Origin of the sequence: Micromonospora sp. NPDC048839, from assembly GCF_040649915.1 — a bacterium.
Classification (GTDB): Bacteria; Actinomycetota; Actinomycetes; order Mycobacteriales; family Micromonosporaceae; genus Micromonospora.
Window position 1 is genome coordinate 229,245 of the sequence record NZ_JBEZGL010000003.1, and the last position, 15,649, is coordinate 244,893.

Here is a 15,649-nt window from a genome sequence, read left to right on the forward strand (position 1 = left end):
CGCGGGGGTCCCTCGCCGCACCGCGCGGAGCGGCATACCCGTCAGGAGCAGTCCGAACCACAGTCGGCTCGCCATGATCGTGCTCGATCCAGGATCGAGTGGCCTCGCCACGTCGACGACACCACTACATCCTGGTTCGAGCACGATCTTGCGAGAGAGGACGCAGGGCGCACGCGAGCGCAGGGCGCGCGGGGGACGCAGGGCGCACGCGAGCGCAGGGCGCGCGGGGGACGCAGGGCGCACGCGAGCGCAGGGCACGCACGCGAGCGCAGGGCGCGCGGGGGACGCAGGGCGCTCGCGGGGCGCAGGGTCAGGAGTGGTCTGGGCCGGAGCCGGAGGGCTCGAAGAGGTGGGCGAAAGCGGCCAGGTTGGCGGTCGACTCGCCGCGCTTGACCCGCCACTCGTACTCGCGGCGGATCGAACTGCCGAAACCGATCTCCAGCATCGTGTCGAACGACTCGTCGGCGTACGTGAGCACGGAGCCGAACAGCCGGTCCAACTCGTCGGCGTCCACGCCGGCCGGGTTGACCCGTCCGGTGAGGTACACGTCCCCGACGGCGTCGGTGGAGAAGGAGACGCCGTACATCCGGGCGTTGCGCTGCAACAGCCAGGCCCACAGCTCCTCGCGGCGCTCGTCCGGTTGGCGCATCACGAACGCCTCGACCCGCAGTGCGTGCTCCCCGATGATCAGGTTGCAGACCGTCTTGAGTTTGTGCGTGCCCGGCAGGGTCACCGCGTACGAGTCGGGGCCGGTCGACTCCCAGGCCAACTCCCGCTCGGCGCAGACCGACTCGATCAGGGTCGCAAGATCGCTCTTCGGGCTCACTGGACCCACTCTACGACCGACCCGCCCGGCGCACCCGTTGACGACTTCGCCCCTCGGTCACCAGGAGCAGGAGAGCGCCGGGTTGGCCGCCAGATCGGCCGCGAGCCGGGCGCGGTGTGCGGCGATGGCCTCGCCGTAGACGCCGAGCAGACCGGCGACCGTACGGTCCCAGGAGAAGTGCCGGGCGTGCTGCTCGGCTCCTCGGCCAAGGGCCGCCCGGAGGGCTCGGTCCGGCAGGAGGCGGCCCAGCGCCCTGGCCCAGTCGACCGGGTCGTGGCCGTCGATCAGTACGCCGCTGACCTGATCCCGCACGGCGGTGACCAGTCCTCCGACGGCGGCGGCCAGCACCGGCGTACCGCAGGCCTGTGCCTCCAGGGCGACCAGCCCGAACGATTCGTTGTGGGACGGCACCGCGACCAGATCCGCCGCCCGGTACAGGGCGGGGAGGTCGTCTCCGGTGAGCGGCGGCAGGAACCGCACCCCGTCGGTGACACCGAGGGTGCTGGCCAGTTCGATGAGCGCGGTGGGCCGATCCAGCCCGCTGCCGCTGGGTCCGCCGCAGATCACCACTGTCACCTGGTCGGCCAGCGCCGGGTCGCGTTCGCGCAGCGCGGCGATCGCGCGGATCAGCACGTCGGGGGCCTTCAGCGGCTGGATCCGACCGACGAAGGCGACGACGTACCCGTCGGACGGCAGCCCCAGCCGGCGGCGAGCCTCACGGGTGGCCGCGAGCCGGTTGCCCGGCGCGGGCCGGAACCGACCCAGGTCGACACCCGGCTGCACCACGCTGACCCGGTCCGGGTCGGCGTCGTAGCGGGTGAGGAGGTCGTTGGCCTCGACCCGGGTGTTGGCGACCAGCCGGTCCGCCTCGGCGACGACCTGCTCCTCGCCGATCACCCGGGCCTTGGGCTCGGGTCGGTCGCCGGCCGCGAGCTGGGCGTTCTTGACCTTCGCGAGGGTGTGCGCGGTGTGCACCAGCGGCACGCCCCAGCGTTCCTTGGCCAGCCAGCCGACCTGGCCGGAGAGCCAGTAGTGGGAGTGGATCAGGTCGTAGTGGCCGGGTGGGCGGGACGCCTCGGCGCGCAGCACCCCGGCGGTGAACGCGCAGAGCTGGCCGGGCAACTCTTCCTTGGTGAGGCCCTCCAGGGGGCCGGAGGTGATGTGCCGGACCTGCACGCCGGGCGCCATCTCGACCAGCGGGGGGAGGTCGCCGGAGGTGGCCCGGGTGAAGATCTCCACCTCCACGTTGGCCTCGGCGAGACGCCGGGCGACTTCGAGGATGTAGACGTTCATGCCGCCGGCGTCACCCGTGCCGGGCTGGTGCAGGGGGGAGGTGTGGACCGACAGGGTGGCGATACGGCGAGGCCGGGGCCACGGCTGGGCACCTCGCTGACGCCCGACACCGGTGTGCATTTCCGCCACATCCGCTCCTTTGTCACGGTTGATGCCGTCTCGCACGACCGGCGCTTCTCGGTCAACCTGTACGCCGGATGTCATCTTCCCCATCGGGCTTCGGAAATTCCCCGGCGCGGCCCCTCGGCGTGACGGACCTCATCACCCGACGCCCACCCACGGTCGCCGTACGCCCGGTCGGGGCGGGTCGTCCGCCCGGGGTGACAATGTCGGGATGACCTCAGTCGCCATCGTCACCGGAGCGTCCAGCGGGATCGGCGCGGCCACCGCCCGCCGGCTCGCCGCCGAAGGCTTCCACGTTCTCGCCGCCGCCCGCCGCGCCGAGCGGCTCGCCGACCTGGTCGCCGAGATCACCGCCGCTGGTGGGCACGCCACCGCGGTGACCTGCGACATCACCTCGGACGAGTCGGTGGCCGGGCTGGCCGAGGCCGCCGCCCAGGCACCCGGACCGGTCACTCTGCTGGTCAACAACGCCGGCGGAGCGCGTGGGCTGGACCCGGTGGAGTCCGGCTCGGTCGCCGACTGGCAGTGGATGTACGACGTCAACGTGCTCGGCACCCTGCGGGTCACCCAGGCGCTGCTGCCGGCGCTGGAGGCGTCCGGCTCCGGCACCATCGTGGTGGTCTCCTCCACCGCCGGCCTGACCGTCTACGAGGGCGGGGGCGGCTACACCGCCGCGAAGCACGCGCAGACCGCGATCGCCGGCACGCTCCGCCTGGAGCTGTGCGGCCGACCGCTGCGGGTGATCGAGATCGACCCGGGCATGGTGAAGACCGACGAGTTCGGGCTGGTCCGGTTCGAGGGCGACGCGGAACGGGCGGCCGCCGTCTACGCCGGGGTGCCGGGGCCGCTTGTCGCCGAGGACGTCGCCGACTGCATCGCCTGGTGCGCCACCCGCCCGGAGCACGTCAACATCGACCGGCTGGTGGTCCGGCCCCGGGCACAGGCCGCCCAGCACAAGGTGCACCGGGTCTAGCGAGAAGTGCGCCGGGTCTTCGAGCCCCGCGGTCGCGAACCGAGATTGGCCCGGAGGTCGACATGAGCCCTGTGGCGCGGCGCCGGCCGCTCGGCGTGGTCACCCGCGGGACGACGAACCCGAACCGACTCCGTCGGGTGGACAACTGGATCGTCGCCACCTGTGCCGACCGGCTCCTGGCGGCGGTGGACCCTCTGGTGGTCGACCTCGGCTACGGCGCCACCCCGGTGACCGCGGTGGAGCTGCGCGCTCGACTGGCGGCCGGGGTCCGTCCGGACGTACGGCTGGTCGGGTTGGAGATCGACGCGGCCCGGGTGGCGGCCGCGGCCCCGGCCGCCGACCCACCCGGGCTGACGTTCGCCCGGGGTGGGTTCGAGTTGGCCGGGCTCCGGCCGGTGCTGGTCCGTGCGTTCAACGTGCTGCGACAGTACGACGAGAGCGAGGTCCCGGACGCCTGGCGGACGATGACCGCCGCGCTCGCCCCGGGTGGGGTGCTCATCGAGGGCACGTGCGACGAGTTGGGTCGGCTCGCCAGCTGGCTGTTGGTCGACGCCGACGGCCCTCGGACGCTGACCCTGGCCGCGAAGCTCACCACGCTGGGCAGCCCCGCCGAGTTTGCCGAGCGGCTGCCCAAGGCGCTGATCCACCGCAACGTTCCCGGTGAGCCGGTGCACGAGCTGATCCGCGCCCTGGACGACGCCTGGCAGGCCGCCGCCCCGTACGCCACCTTCGGCCCCCGCCAGCGCTGGCTGAGAGCGGTGACCCGGCTCCGCGAGGTCGGCTGGCCCGTCCTGGGCGGCCGCACGCGCTGGCGCCAGGGCGAGGTGACCCTCCCCTGGCCCCTCCCTTAGTGCGGGGGTCAGAGGGCGCAGTTGATGAGGACTGGTTCGGGGTGCAGAGTCACGCCGAAGCGGTCGTGCACCGTGTCACGGATGTCGCGGGCCAGGGTGAGCAGGTCACCGGTGCTGGCGGTGCCGCTGTGGTTGGTCAGGGCCAGAGTGTGCTTGCTGGAGATCGACACTCCGCCCTCGCCGGGGTGGCCCTTGGTGAAGCCGGCCTTGTCGATCAGCCAGGCCGCGCTCACCTTGACCAGGCCGTCGGCTCCCGGCCAGGCGGGCGGGTCGCCCAGCTCGGCGGCGCGCTCCAGGAGCAGCTCGTACGTCGCCTGGTCCAGCACCGGGTTGGTGAAGAAGGAGCCGACCGAGCGAGTGTCCGGGTCGGTGGCGTCGAGCACCATGCCCTTGCCCGCGCGCAGCCGCAGCACCGCCGCGCGGGCGTCGGCCAACGGCACCTGGTCACCCACCTCGACACCGAGCGCACGAGCCAGCTCGGCGTAGCGCACCGGGCCGGAGAGCGGCGACCGGGTGAGCCGGAAGTCGACGGAGAGGACCACCCACCGGTCCCGGTACTTGAAGATGCTGCCTCGGTAGGCGAACCCGCAGTCGGCGGCGGGGATGCTGTGGCGGGTGCCCTCGGCCCGGTCGTACACCTCGACGGCGCTGATCGTCTCGGCGACCTCCTGGCCGTACGCGCCGACGTTCTGGATCGGGGTGGCGCCGGTCGAGCCGGGGATGCCGGAGAGACACTCCAGCCCGGCCCAGCCGTTGGCCACCGTGGCGGCGACCAGGTCGTCCCACGGCTCGCCGGCGTCGACCCGCACGGTGACCGATCCGGCGTCCTCGCCGAGGACGCGCAGCCCACGGGAGCGCACCAGCACGACGGTGCCGGGGAAGCCGGAGTCGCCGATCACCACGTTGCTGCCACCGGCCAGGACCAGGACCGACTCGTCCGCGGCGCGGACGGCGCGGATGATCTCGTCGGCACTGTCGGCGACCACGATCCGCTGGGCCGCCCCACCCATTCGTAGGGTGGTGTAGCTGGCCAGTGGACCAGGGATGGCACGATCGGCTTCGGTTGTCGGCTGGGCGGAGGCGTCTGGCACGCCCTTCACCTTAGGCTGACCGATAGCCGTGGCACCCACTGGTCGTCCGGCACCCCCGGGAGGATGGCGATGAGCAGACTGCAGGGCAGCAAGGATTTCTGGGTCGGGGCGCTCCGAACGGAGGGTCCCGCGTTCGCGGCGGCGGTGGCCGAGGCGCCGCCGGAGACACCGGTTCTGTCCTGTCCGGGCTGGACGGTCGGCGACCTCACACTGCACCTGGCGGGCATCTACCAGTGGGTTTCGTCGTTCGCCGGTGCCGGCCAGACCACTCAGCCGGCCCGCCGGGAGCCGCTTGAGGCGTCCCCGGGGGTGCCCCCGCTGCAGCTGTGGCAGCAGGGGTACGACCAGCTGATGACGGTCTTCGACGGGCTCGACCCGGAGGCGCCGGCGTGGAACTGGGCTCCGCAGCCGAAGAAGGCCGGCTTCTGGCCGCGTCGGATGGCGCACGAGACGGCTGTGCACCGTTGGGACGCCCAACTCGCCATCGCGGCCGGCGAGCCGGTGGAGGCGAAGCTCGCGGCCGACGGGGTGAGTGAGGTGCTGGACACCTGGCTGCCGGCGGGGCGGCGGCGGACGCCGGGCGACTGGCGCGGGGTGGTGCAGCTCACCGCGACCGACGCGGCGCAGGAGTGGTATTTGCGGCTGCGCGGCGAGGGCGTGGCGCTGCTGGACACGGCGACCATTCTCGACCACGACGATCATCACGCGCGGGCGCAGGTCAGCGGCACGGCGAGCGACCTGCTGCTGGCGCTCTGGGGTCGGGTGAGCTTCGAGACGCTTGACGTGGCTGGCGACCGCGCCCTGCTGGACGGCCTGCGGGCCAAGTGATTGTTCGGATCGACGAGGGCGTCACCCCGACGGGTGGCGCCCTCGCCCGTTACCGGGGCAACCCCGGGATGCCGAGAGAGCGCTCTCTTGACAGGGTGGAAAGCGCCGGTCACGCTGTCGTGACGCAGCGGCGCACACTGAAGGCCAGGTGCCGGCGTTGAGCGCCCGGTACGGGCGGTGACGAGCGTGAGGAAGGCGCGATGACGACGGTGCAACGGCCGACGCTCGAAGCGGTGGCGGCGCGGGCCGGGGTGTCCCGGGCCACCGTGTCCCGGGTTGTCAACGGCTCCACAACCGTCGCCGAGCCGATCCGGGAGGCGGTCACCCGGGCGGTCGCCGAGCTGGGCTACGTGCCGAACCTCGCCGCCCGCAGCCTGGTCACCCAACGCACCGACTCGATCGCCCTGGTCATGCCGGAGGCGGCCACCCGGGTCTTCTCCGACGACCAGGTCTTCCCCGGCATCATCCGTGGCGTCAGCCAGGAACTGGAGGCCGCCGACAAGCAACTGGTGCTGATGCTCGCCGGTTCACCGGCCGGACACCACCGGGTCGAGCGGTACACCACCGGCCGGCACGTCGACGGGGTGCTCTTCGCCTCGCTGCACGGTGCCGACCCGCTGCCCGGCACACTTGCCCGGCTCGGCATCCCGGTCGTGGTCAGCGGCCGGCCGCTCGGCGACGGACCCGTGCCGTACGTCGACGTCGACCACGTGGGCGGGGTGACCGCAGCCGTCCGACACCTCGTCGCCAGCGGTCGGCGGCGGATCGCCACCATCGCCGGCCCGCAGGACATGATCGCCGGAATCGAACGACTCACCGGTTACCGCAGCGCGGTCCACGACGCGGGGCTGCCCGAGTTGGTCGCCGTCGGCGACTTCACCAGGGAGTCCGGGTCGGCGGCGATGCACCGGCTGCTCACCGAACACCCCGACCTGGACGGTGTCTTCGCCGCCTCCGACCTGATGGCGCACGCCGCCCTGCGGACGCTGCGCGAAGCCGGCCGGCGGGTGCCGGAGGACGTCGCGGTCATCGGCTTCGACGACATCGAAACCGCCGCCTACACCGAGCCACCGCTGACCACCGTCCGGCAGCCGATCGTGGAACTCGGCCGGCGGATGACCCAGCAACTGCTCCGCCTCGCCGCCGGCGAAACGATCGAACAGTCGGTCATGCTCCCCACCGAACTGATCCGCCGCGCCTCCGCCTGACCGCGCGGGCGCGCCCGCACGCCCGCACGCCCCACGCCCGCACGCCGCGGCAAGATCCGCACAACTTCAGGGTTGTTGGTGCCTCACGGCGTCCCGAGGCACCAACAACCCTGAAGTTGCTGCCTCCTCGCCGTACGGGCGCGAGGTTAATTCCTCGCTTCGGCGGGCGATCGTGGTTAGCCTCGCCGGCATGCCGGATCATGTCGCGCTGCTGCACGTTCCCGCACTCTCCGACGTCGCCGAATACGCCTACGCGGCCACCGTCGAACCAGGCACGCGACTGGTCTTCACCGCTGGTGCCTGCCCGCTCGACGCCGAGGGACGCACCGTCGCGCCGGGCGATCACGCCGCACAGGCCCGGCAGGTGCTGGCGAACCTCAAGACCGCCCTCGCCGCGGCCGGCGCCACCCCCACCGACGTCGTCAAGACCACCGTGTATGTGGCGTCCTCCCGGCAGGCCGACCTGGTGACCGTCTGGGAGGTGGTGCGGGACTTCTTCGGCGACCATGATCCGCCCAGCACCCTGCTCGGTGTTGCCGTGCTCGGCTACTCCGACCAACTCGTCGAGGTCGAGGCCGTCGCCGCCGTACGGACGGGGGCCTGACATGCGGATTCGGGTGGCAACGCCGGACGACGCCCCGGCCGTGGTGGCCCTGCGGGCGACGGTCGTTCCGTACCTGGTGCGCGGTGTCGAGTCGACCCGGAAGATGATCGCCGAGCCGCCGCCCGAGGAGGACTGGACCGCCTTCGTGGCCGAGGTCGACGCGCGGGTGGTCGGCTGGGTGTCCGCCGAACGGATCACCTCGACATCGATGGCGAACGTCGGCGGCATCAACCTGCTGCACGTGCACCCGGAGCACCGGCGGAGCGGCGTCGGGACGGCCCTGCTGACCGCCGCGACCGACCACCTCCGCCCGTTGGGGATCCGCCGGGTGCGTGCCATGGCACAGCCGGAGGCGCTGCCGTTCGCCCGCCGACACGGTTACGAGCCGAGCCGAGAGGTGCGCTACTCGGCACTCGACCTGAATCCGGCGCCAGCGCTGCCCGAGCCGCCCCCGGGCGTACGGCTGCGCCCGATCGCCGACCTGGACCCCCACCTGCTGTACGTGGCCAACGTGGCCTCGGCAGCGGACGAACCGGGCGACGTGCCGGTCGACGCGATCAGCTACGAGAGCTGGCAGTACGACGTGTGGAACAACCTCGGGCTGGACAAGACGGCCAGCACCGCCGCCGAGATCGACGGTGAAGTGGTCGCCTTCAGCCTCGTGAAGCGGGACGGGGACCGGATGTGGTCGGACTACACGGGCAGCGTCCCGGCGTACCGGGGGCAGGGGCTGGCCCGGCTGGCCAAGACGGCGGCGCTGCACCGGGCCGCCGCCAACGGCGTACGGATCGCGTACACCTCGAACGACGAGACCAATGCCTCGATGCTGGCGATCAACGCCCGACTGGGCTACCGGCCGGTGGCGTCCCAGTGGTCCTGCCTGGCCGACCTGACCTGACCTGACCAATCAGCCTTGAGGCGAGGTCGAGCCCGTTCTCGCCTCAGCGGCGATTGTCTCGACGTGATCGACGGGCCAGGGACAGCCACCCCAGAAAGCGGCTGTGCATCACGGCAAGATCCGGGCACCCGCCCAGGCCGTACATGTCGTCGACAGCTTCTTGCATCGACGAGGCCAGGTAGAACGCCAGAGCGATCGAGTGACCGTAGAACTCGGCAACAAGGTCGAGTTGAGCCGGACCGCAGGGCCAAGGCGCAGCGCAGTTGCGACACAGCCATGCCGGGCGCATCGGCAGGTGCGGCCGAGGTTGGGCCTTCATGCAACCCTCACCGGTCCACGGCGGACCGGTCGACGGGTCGTAGGCCGGACGGCTGGCACCGGAGCGTCCCGCCAGATCAGCCCAGCCGTCTGCACGAAGAGCGACCGCCGTACGACCGCCTCGCCCCTCGGACCCAGCTCGTAGCCCTCGATCCAGAGCCAGCCGTCATACGTCACCCAGTCGGGAAGCCGGATCACGCGGACGAAGATCGGCCGCAGAACTGCACACTCGCCGCGCGGGTCAGGTGCAGGACATCGCCCGATTTCACCTTCCGCGCGGACCCGGGCTTGTTGTTGGGCACCCGTTCCCCCTTATCCCCAGATCCAGAGGGACCTTTCTGGCCGATTCGCCGGAGGCGGTCCTGTTCATGGAACTCTTCTCGGTAACCGCCTAACCTCGATAGCGAATCGGCCATGGTGGAGCGACATCGGCGGGACGCGTTGCCGTTGACGAGGGTCGCTGAGGGGACGGGTTGACATGTTGGGGGAGGGTTGGGGAACGTGAGCATCACTGCAGCGGAAATCCTGCTCGACGAGCTGCGCCATGCGCGGACCGCACGGGGAATGAACCAAGACGAATTCGGCAGGTTCATCAGCTACTCAGGCACTCATGTCAGCGCCGTCGAGACCGGCACCCGCCCGCCTACCAGCGACTACGTAGCAGCCATCGACAAGGCCCTGAAGACGGGCGGAATCTTCGTGCGGCTGCTCGAACGGCTCGTCGCACTCGACATGGCTCCCGTGTGGCTTCGGGAGTGGATCACCTTCGAAGATCAGGCGAAGGCCCTTAGGTGGTACGAGCCCGCCTTCGTGCCGGGGCTTCTACAGACCGAGACATACGCACGGGCGATACTTCAAGCCGGTGGGCTTCTCACCGTTGAACAGATCAGGCGACGGGTACGGTCGCGGATGGACCGGCAGGCGATACTCAATCGCGAGGAACCGCCTCACGTGGTGATCGTGCTTGATGCGGCAGTGCTCCGTCGAACCGTGAACGACGACCGCACACTAATACGTGAACAGCTCGAACACCTCGCAGTCGTCGCCGAGCTGCCGCACGTGCAAATTCATGTCGTGCCGGATGATGCCGGGCTCTACCCTGGCCTTCAAGGAGGGTTCATCCTCGCCACGATGCCCGACGACACAGTCGTCGGGCATACGGACTACCAGGTGCGATCGCAGACCGTCAGCGGCGCGGCCGAGATTGCTACTCTCCAAAAGACGTGGGAGGCCGTCCTGCGAGACGCACTCCCCCGCCGACCCTCTCTAGATCTGATCAAGGAAGCGGCGAAGACATGGACATGACCGACGCCCGTTGGCGCACGTCAACGAAGTCCGGGACGAACGGCGGCAACTGTGTCGAGGTCGCTGACAACCTGCCCGGCGTCGTGCTGGTCCGGGATTCCAAGGTCCGTGATGGCGGGACCCTGACCTTTGGGCCGGCAGCATGGCGCGCCTTCCTCGCGGAGTACTCCGGACGCGAGTGATCACGTCAAGCCGCTTGATTGACGCCTGTCCGACCTGATCGAGGCGGAGGCGGTGGCGCGCCGACGTCAGGCGGTGTCGAAGACCTGGCGGGCGATGGCGTGGGTGTCGGCGCCGAAGAGCACCAGGCGTGCCTCGGTGACGGCGACCGGCGTGGCCGAGCGCAGCACCGACAGTGCCTGCCGGACCGCGTCGTCGATCGGCCAGCCGTAGATGCCGGCGGAAATCAGTGGGAACGCCACAGTGGACGCGGCCAACTCGTCGGCCACCCGCAGGCTGTTGGCGTAACAGTCGCGCAGCAACGCCGACCGGTCCTCGCTCGCCGACCAGACCGGGCCGACGGTGTGGATCACCCAGCGAGCCGGTAGCTCTCCGGCGGTCGTCGCCACCGCCTGACCGGTGCGCAGGCCCTTGCCGTAGTGGGACGCCCGCAGCGCCCGGCACTCGGCCAGGATGGCCGGTCCACCGCGCCGGTGGATCGCGCCGTCGACGCCACCGCCGCCGAGCAGCGACGAGTTGGCGGCGTTCACGATGGCGTCCACCCGTTGGGTGGTGATGTCCCCCTCGACCAGGGTGATCTCCATGTCAGTCCTTCTCGATCGACTGGCCCATCGAGCGGCGGGCCAGCAGGGTGGCACCGGCGACCGCCGCCGGCATGATCAGCACCGCGCCGAGTGGGATGAGGAAGCAGAGGAAGACCGCCACCCCGAAGCCGAGCGAGGTGGCCCGGTCGGCCTTCAGGATCGTCCGGCGCTGCGGCAGCCGCATCCCGCGCCGGTAGAACGGCGCGCCGACCAGCTCCACGGCGAGGAACCACCCGCCCACCGCCGCCCCGATTACCGGGACGACCGTCTGACCAACCACCGGGATGAAGCCGGCGACGAACAGCGGAATCCCCACCAGCACCGTGAGTGCCACCAGCCGTACCGAGTCGGCGAGGCTGCGCCGCAGCGACGACCAGAACGGCACGTCGACCGCTCCGGGCGTGCCGCCGTACCGCTGCTCGACCCGCTCGGAGATCTTCTCGTAGAACGGGTCGCCGATGACCAGGGTCACCGCGGTGAAGGTGAGCACTCCGAGCAGGCCGCCAACGCCCAGGAAGGCCAGCCCGGCGATCACCCGGACCAGGCTGCGGGACGTGGTCGACCAGTCGTCGGCGAACGGGGTGACAAGCGCGGCGAGGTCGTCCACGAAGTACACCAGGGTGGCGAGCGCGGCCAGGAAGAGCGCGCCGGAGATCAACGCCGGCACGACGCCGAGCAGCATCAGCCCCGGGCTGCGGACGTAGAGACCCAGCCCGCGCAGGAGTAGCCCCGCTCCGGCGAAGAAGCGTCCGACGACCCCGGTGACCGGGCTGGCGACTCTGCTGACGTCCACGATCGAGCAGCCTAGCGAGCGGTGATCGAATCCGCCGGGCAGCGCGCTAGCAACGACCCGCACCGCACGCATCAACCGGTTGACGGACGGGAGCGATCAACCGGGGACACCGGCGATCATCGCCGACCGGTCGATTCGCCGCCGGGTCACCCCGACGACCCTTGAGGGGTACGAGGCCAGCGGCGGGAGGCGGCACGATGTCGGTCATCCAGGTGACCCACCTGAGGAAGCGGTACGGCGATCTGGTGGCCGTGGAGGACGTGTCGTTCGCGGTGGAGCCCGGCGAGATCTTCGGCGTGCTCGGCCCGAACGGCGCCGGCAAGACCACCACCGTGGAATGCGTCGCCGGGCTGCGTGTCCCGGACGGGGGCGAGGTGTCGGTCCTCGGGCTCGACCCTCGCCGGGACGCGGCCCAGCTACGCCAGCGGGTCGGGGTGCAACTCCAGGAGAGTCAACTGCCGGACCGGCTGCGGGTGGCCGAGGCACTGGAGTTGTACGCCTCGTTCTACCGCAACCCGGCCGACCCGGCCGCGTTGATCGACAAGCTGGGTCTCGGCGAGAAGCGGGACACCGCGTACAAGAAGCTCTCCGGTGGTCAGAAGCAGCGCCTCTCCATCGCGCTGGCCCTGGTGGGCAATCCGGAGATCGCCATCCTCGACGAGCTGACCACCGGGCTGGACCCGCAGGCCCGCCGGGACACCTGGGGCCTCATCGAACAGGTCCGCGACAGCGGGGTGACGATCGTGCTGGTCACCCACTTCATGGAGGAGGCCGAGCGGCTCTGCGACCGGGTCGCGGTGATCGACCGGGGCCGGGTCGTCGCGCTGGACAGCCCGGCGGGCCTGGTGTCGACGGTGGCGCCGGAGCAGCGGATCCGGTTCCGGCCGTCGGTCCCGGTCGACGACCGGCTCCTCACCGACCTGCCCGAGGTCACCGACGTGCACCGCACCGGCAGCCAGGTGGTGGTGACCGGCACCGGGGAGTTGCTGCACGCGGTCACCTCGGTGCTCGCCCGTCACCAGATCGTCGCCGCGGACCTGCGGTTGGAGCAGTCCACCCTCGACGACGCCTTCGTGGAGCTGACCGGGCACCGGTCCACCAACTGAGAAGGGAGCCACCATGCACGCCTTTCGCCAGATCCTGAGGATCGAGGCACGGCTCTACCTGCGGGACCGGCCGACGCTGCTCACCACCGTCGGGCTGCCCACCCTGATCCTGACGGTGTTGGGGCTGATCCCGGCGCTCCGCGAGCCGGATCCGAACTTCGACGGCCAGACCTTCGTCAGCTACTTCGCGCCGTCGCTGCTGGTGGTCACCCTCGCCATGGTGGGGGTGAACACCCTGCCCGCCGTGTTGGCCACCTACCGGGAACGCGGCGTGCTGCGCCGGCTGGCGACCACCCCCGCGCACCCGGCGGCTCTGCTCGCCGCCCAACTGGTGCTGGCCCTGGCCGGAATCCTGGCCAGCGCGCTGCTTCTCATCGTCGTCGCCCGGTTGGCCTTCGGGGTGCCGCTGCCCCGGCACCCGCTCGGCTTCGCGCTGGCGTTCGTGCTCGGTACGGCGGCGCTGCTGGCTCTCGGCCTGCTGGTCGCCGCCGTGGCCCGGACGACGAAGGCGGCCCAGGCCCTGGCCGTGCCGCTGTTCCTGGTCACCATGTTCTTCGGCGGCGTCTATCTCCCCCGATTCCTGCTCCCGGACGTCGTGGCGCGGATCGGCGACTACACGCCGCCCGGTGTGCAGGCGCTCTTCGACGCCTGGACCGGCACGCCGCCGCAGCCGCTGCACCTGGGGATAATGGCGGTGATCGCCGTGGTGGCCGGCGCCGGTGCGGCGAAACTGTTCCGCTGGGAGTGAGCGAAGATGCGATGACCTGCAGCGGTGAGCACGACCGTCTGACCAGTTGGCGGGAGCGCGAAGCGAGCCTCTATCGCGTGTTCCCCTTCGGCGGGCTGACTCTGGGCACCCTGCTGGCCCTCGTCGCGCCGGCACCCCGGGCCCTCGCCCCCGCGCCCACCCTCGCCATCGCCGTGGCGGCCGGATGCTGGGTCGCCTGGTTCGTCACCCTGCATCCCGGCTGGCAGAGCCGGCGCACGCTGATGGCGGTCTACTACGCCGGGCTGCTCGCGTTCGCCGCCGTGCTGGTGGCCGCCAGTCCGTGGTACGGCTTTTTCGCCTGGGTCGGTTACATCCATGCCTTTCCGGTGCTGCCCGGGCGCTGGCGGGTCGCCGGCGTGGTCACCACGGCAATCCTCGTCGCCACGTCGCAGGGCGGTGGCCTGTCGGTGGTGACATCGCGCCTGCCGCTCTGGCTGTTGCTGGTGCTCTTCAACCTGGTGGTGGCCGGTTCGGCGAGCTGGTTCGCGATTGTCGCCGAGCAGGAGGACGCCAAACGGAGGCGGTTGGTGGCGGAACTCGGCGAGACCAACCGCCAACTCACCGAGACGGTCCGGGAGAACGCCGGGCTGCACGCCCAACTGCTCACCCAGGCCCGGGAGGCCGGGGTGCTGGACGAGCGGCAACGGATGGCGCGGGAGATCCACGACACCCTGGCGCAGGGGTTGACCGGCATCATCACCCAACTGGAGGCGGCCGAGCAGGGCCGCGACCGGTCCGCCGACTGGCGCCGGCACGTCGACAACGCGCTCGCGCTGGCCCGGGAGAGCCTCACCGAGGCCCGCCGCTCGGTACAGGCGGTGCGCCCGGAACCGTTGGAGACGGCCCGGCTGCCGGACGCCCTCGTCGAGCTGGGCGGACGCTGGTCGGCTCGGAACGGGGTACGGGCCGACGTGGCCACCACCGGCACGCCCCGCCCGCTGCACCCGGAGGTGGAGGTGACCCTGCTGCGGGCCGCCCAGGAGGCGCTGTCCAACGTGGCCCGACACGCCGACGCGTCGCGGGTCGGGCTGACCCTGTCGTACATGGCGGACGTGGTCACGCTCGATGTCCGGGGACGACGGGGCCGGCTTCGACGTCACCGACCGGCCGGCGCCCCGCGAGCCGGGCGGCGGGTACGGGCTGACCGCCATGCGGCAACGGGTGACCCGGGTCGGTGGCGAGTTGGCCGTCGAATCCGAGCCGGGCGGCGGCACCGCGATCTCGGCGTCCGTCCCCGCGCTACCCGGAGGTGCCGGTTGACCGCCCCGATACGACTGCTGATCGTCGACGACCATCCGGTCGTGCGGGACGGCCTGCGGGGGATGTTCACCGGCGACCCCGATTTCGAGGTGGTCGGCGAGGCCGCGGACGGTTCGGAGGCGCTGGCCCTGATCGCGACGCTGCGGCCGGACGTGGTGCTGATGGACCTACGGATGCCCGGGATGGACGGGGTGACCGCCATCGGCCGGCTGGCTCGCGCCGGGAGCACCGCCCGGGTGCTGGTGCTCACCACCTACGACACGGACGCGGACGTGCTGCCGGCGATCGAGGCCGGTGCGACCGGTTACCTGCTCAAGGACACCCCTCGGGAAGACCTGGTGCGCGCGGTCCGGGCGGCGGCCCGTGGTGAGCCGGTGCTCGCGCCGAGCGTCGCCGGGCGGCTGATGGGTCGGCTGCGCGCTCCCGCCGAGGAGCCGCTGAGTCAACGGGAGCTGGAGGTGCTCACCCTGGTGGCCCGGGGTGCCTCCAACCGGGAGGCGGCGACCCGCCTGTTCATCAGCGAGGCCACCGTCAAGACGCACCTGCTGCACGTGTACGCCAAGCTCGGGGTCAACGACCGCGCCGCCGCGGTGGCCACCGCGTACGACCGGGGGTTGCTGACGCCCGGCGGGCGGTGAG

The 15,649-nt window shown here is 71.4% G+C and carries 18 protein-coding genes and 2 pseudogenes; 13 read left to right on the forward strand and 7 right to left on the reverse strand.

Features of this window, described 5'->3' with window-relative positions:
- Window positions 1-310: 310 nt before the first annotated feature.
- Window positions 311-826, reverse strand: a complete 516-nt coding sequence (locus AB0C25_RS07075; protein WP_357370445.1) for a YbjN domain-containing protein — start codon at window positions 824-826, stop codon at window positions 311-313.
- Between the two features lie 57 nt (window positions 827-883).
- Window positions 884-2,248 (reverse strand): D-inositol-3-phosphate glycosyltransferase, encoded by a 1,365-nt coding sequence (mshA, locus tag AB0C25_RS07080; RefSeq protein WP_357370447.1) that lies wholly within the window; start codon window positions 2,246-2,248, stop codon window positions 884-886.
- Window positions 2,249-2,453: 205 nt separating this feature from the next.
- On the opposite strand from mshA, the gene AB0C25_RS07085 reads away from it, so the two are divergent.
- Window positions 2,454-3,215: an SDR family oxidoreductase gene (locus tag AB0C25_RS07085; RefSeq protein WP_357370449.1), complete on the forward strand. Its 762-nt coding sequence runs from the start codon at window positions 2,454-2,456 to the stop codon at window positions 3,213-3,215.
- Window positions 3,216-3,277: 62 nt separating this feature from the next.
- Window positions 3,278-4,066 (forward strand): class I SAM-dependent methyltransferase, encoded by a 789-nt coding sequence (locus tag AB0C25_RS07090; protein WP_357370452.1) that lies wholly within the window; start codon window positions 3,278-3,280, stop codon window positions 4,064-4,066.
- 8 nt (window positions 4,067-4,074) lie between these two features.
- Here the strand turns inward: AB0C25_RS07090 and AB0C25_RS07095 are convergent, their stop codons facing one another.
- Window positions 4,075-5,157 (reverse strand): UDP-N-acetylmuramate dehydrogenase, encoded by a 1,083-nt coding sequence (locus AB0C25_RS07095; protein WP_357370454.1) that lies wholly within the window; start codon window positions 5,155-5,157, stop codon window positions 4,075-4,077.
- Between the two features lie 69 nt (window positions 5,158-5,226).
- Between AB0C25_RS07095 and AB0C25_RS07100 the strand changes: the two genes are divergently transcribed.
- The 4 genes from AB0C25_RS07100 to AB0C25_RS07115 all read left to right on the forward strand — a co-directional run bounded on the left by AB0C25_RS07100 (window position 5,227) and on the right by AB0C25_RS07115 (window position 8,695).
- Window positions 5,227-5,985, forward strand: coding sequence for a maleylpyruvate isomerase family mycothiol-dependent enzyme (locus tag AB0C25_RS07100; protein ID WP_357370456.1), 759 nt, complete (start codon window positions 5,227-5,229; stop codon window positions 5,983-5,985).
- Window positions 5,986-6,185: 200 nt separating this feature from the next.
- Window positions 6,186-7,193 (forward strand): LacI family DNA-binding transcriptional regulator, encoded by a 1,008-nt coding sequence (locus AB0C25_RS07105; RefSeq protein WP_357370458.1) that lies wholly within the window; start codon window positions 6,186-6,188, stop codon window positions 7,191-7,193.
- A 190-nt stretch (window positions 7,194-7,383) separates the two neighbouring features.
- Window positions 7,384-7,797 (forward strand): RidA family protein, encoded by a 414-nt coding sequence (locus AB0C25_RS07110; protein WP_357370460.1) that lies wholly within the window; start codon window positions 7,384-7,386, stop codon window positions 7,795-7,797.
- A 1-nt stretch (window position 7,798) separates the two neighbouring features.
- Window positions 7,799-8,695: a GNAT family N-acetyltransferase gene (locus tag AB0C25_RS07115; RefSeq protein ID WP_357370463.1), complete on the forward strand. Its 897-nt coding sequence runs from the start codon at window positions 7,799-7,801 to the stop codon at window positions 8,693-8,695.
- Between the two features lie 43 nt (window positions 8,696-8,738).
- On the opposite strand, the gene AB0C25_RS07120 is transcribed toward AB0C25_RS07115, so the two are convergent.
- Window positions 8,739-9,014, reverse strand: coding sequence for a hypothetical protein (locus AB0C25_RS07120; protein WP_357370465.1), 276 nt, complete (start codon window positions 9,012-9,014; stop codon window positions 8,739-8,741).
- Window positions 9,011-9,282, reverse strand: a pseudogene (locus tag AB0C25_RS07125) (hypothetical protein). Before AB0C25_RS07125 ends, AB0C25_RS07120 begins: the two are co-directional and overlap by 4 nt.
- Window positions 9,283-9,514: 232 nt before the next feature.
- Between AB0C25_RS07125 and AB0C25_RS07130 the strand changes: the two are divergent.
- Window positions 9,515-10,318 carry a helix-turn-helix transcriptional regulator gene (locus AB0C25_RS07130; RefSeq protein WP_357370467.1) on the forward strand — a complete coding sequence of 268 codons (804 nt, stop codon included), beginning with the start codon at window positions 9,515-9,517 and terminating at the stop codon, window positions 10,316-10,318.
- Complete coding sequence (locus AB0C25_RS07135) at window positions 10,309-10,500, forward strand: DUF397 domain-containing protein (protein WP_357370469.1); 192 nt, start codon at window positions 10,309-10,311, stop codon at window positions 10,498-10,500. The genes AB0C25_RS07130 and AB0C25_RS07135 overlap by 10 nt, the downstream gene beginning before the upstream one ends.
- A gap of 66 nt (window positions 10,501-10,566) precedes the next feature.
- On the opposite strand, the gene AB0C25_RS07140 is transcribed toward AB0C25_RS07135, so the two are convergent.
- Both AB0C25_RS07140 and AB0C25_RS07145 read right to left on the reverse strand, forming a co-directional pair.
- Entirely contained in the window at window positions 10,567-11,082 is a 516-nt protein-coding gene (locus AB0C25_RS07140; protein ID WP_357370471.1) for an O-acetyl-ADP-ribose deacetylase, read from the reverse strand.
- A 1-nt stretch (window position 11,083) separates the two neighbouring features.
- On the reverse strand, window positions 11,084-11,875 hold the full coding sequence (locus tag AB0C25_RS07145) for an EI24 domain-containing protein (RefSeq protein ID WP_357370473.1): 792 nt from the start codon (window positions 11,873-11,875) through the stop codon (window positions 11,084-11,086).
- A gap of 197 nt (window positions 11,876-12,072) precedes the next feature.
- On the opposite strand from AB0C25_RS07145, the gene AB0C25_RS07150 reads away from it, so the two are divergent.
- The 5 genes and pseudogenes from AB0C25_RS07150 (at window position 12,073) to AB0C25_RS07170 (ending at window position 15,648) form a co-directional block, all read left to right on the forward strand.
- Entirely contained in the window at window positions 12,073-12,981 is a 909-nt protein-coding gene (locus AB0C25_RS07150; RefSeq protein WP_357370475.1) for an ABC transporter ATP-binding protein, read from the forward strand.
- Window positions 12,982-12,994: 13 nt separating this feature from the next.
- Window positions 12,995-13,729, forward strand: a complete 735-nt coding sequence (locus AB0C25_RS07155; protein WP_357370477.1) for an ABC transporter permease — start codon at window positions 12,995-12,997, stop codon at window positions 13,727-13,729.
- Window positions 13,730-14,397: 668 nt separating this feature from the next.
- Window positions 14,398-14,523: pseudogene (locus tag AB0C25_RS07160) on the forward strand (histidine kinase); the annotation flags it as partial.
- Between the two features lie 292 nt (window positions 14,524-14,815).
- On the forward strand, window positions 14,816-15,010 hold the full coding sequence (locus AB0C25_RS07165) for an ATP-binding protein (RefSeq protein ID WP_357371056.1): 195 nt from the start codon (window positions 14,816-14,818) through the stop codon (window positions 15,008-15,010).
- The gene (locus AB0C25_RS07170) at window positions 15,007-15,648 is read left to right on the forward strand and encodes a response regulator transcription factor (RefSeq protein WP_357371058.1); all 642 of its coding nucleotides are present in this window, start codon (window positions 15,007-15,009) and stop codon (window positions 15,646-15,648) included. Before AB0C25_RS07165 ends, AB0C25_RS07170 begins: the two co-directional genes overlap by 4 nt.
- The last annotated feature ends 1 nt before the right edge of the window (window position 15,649 follow it).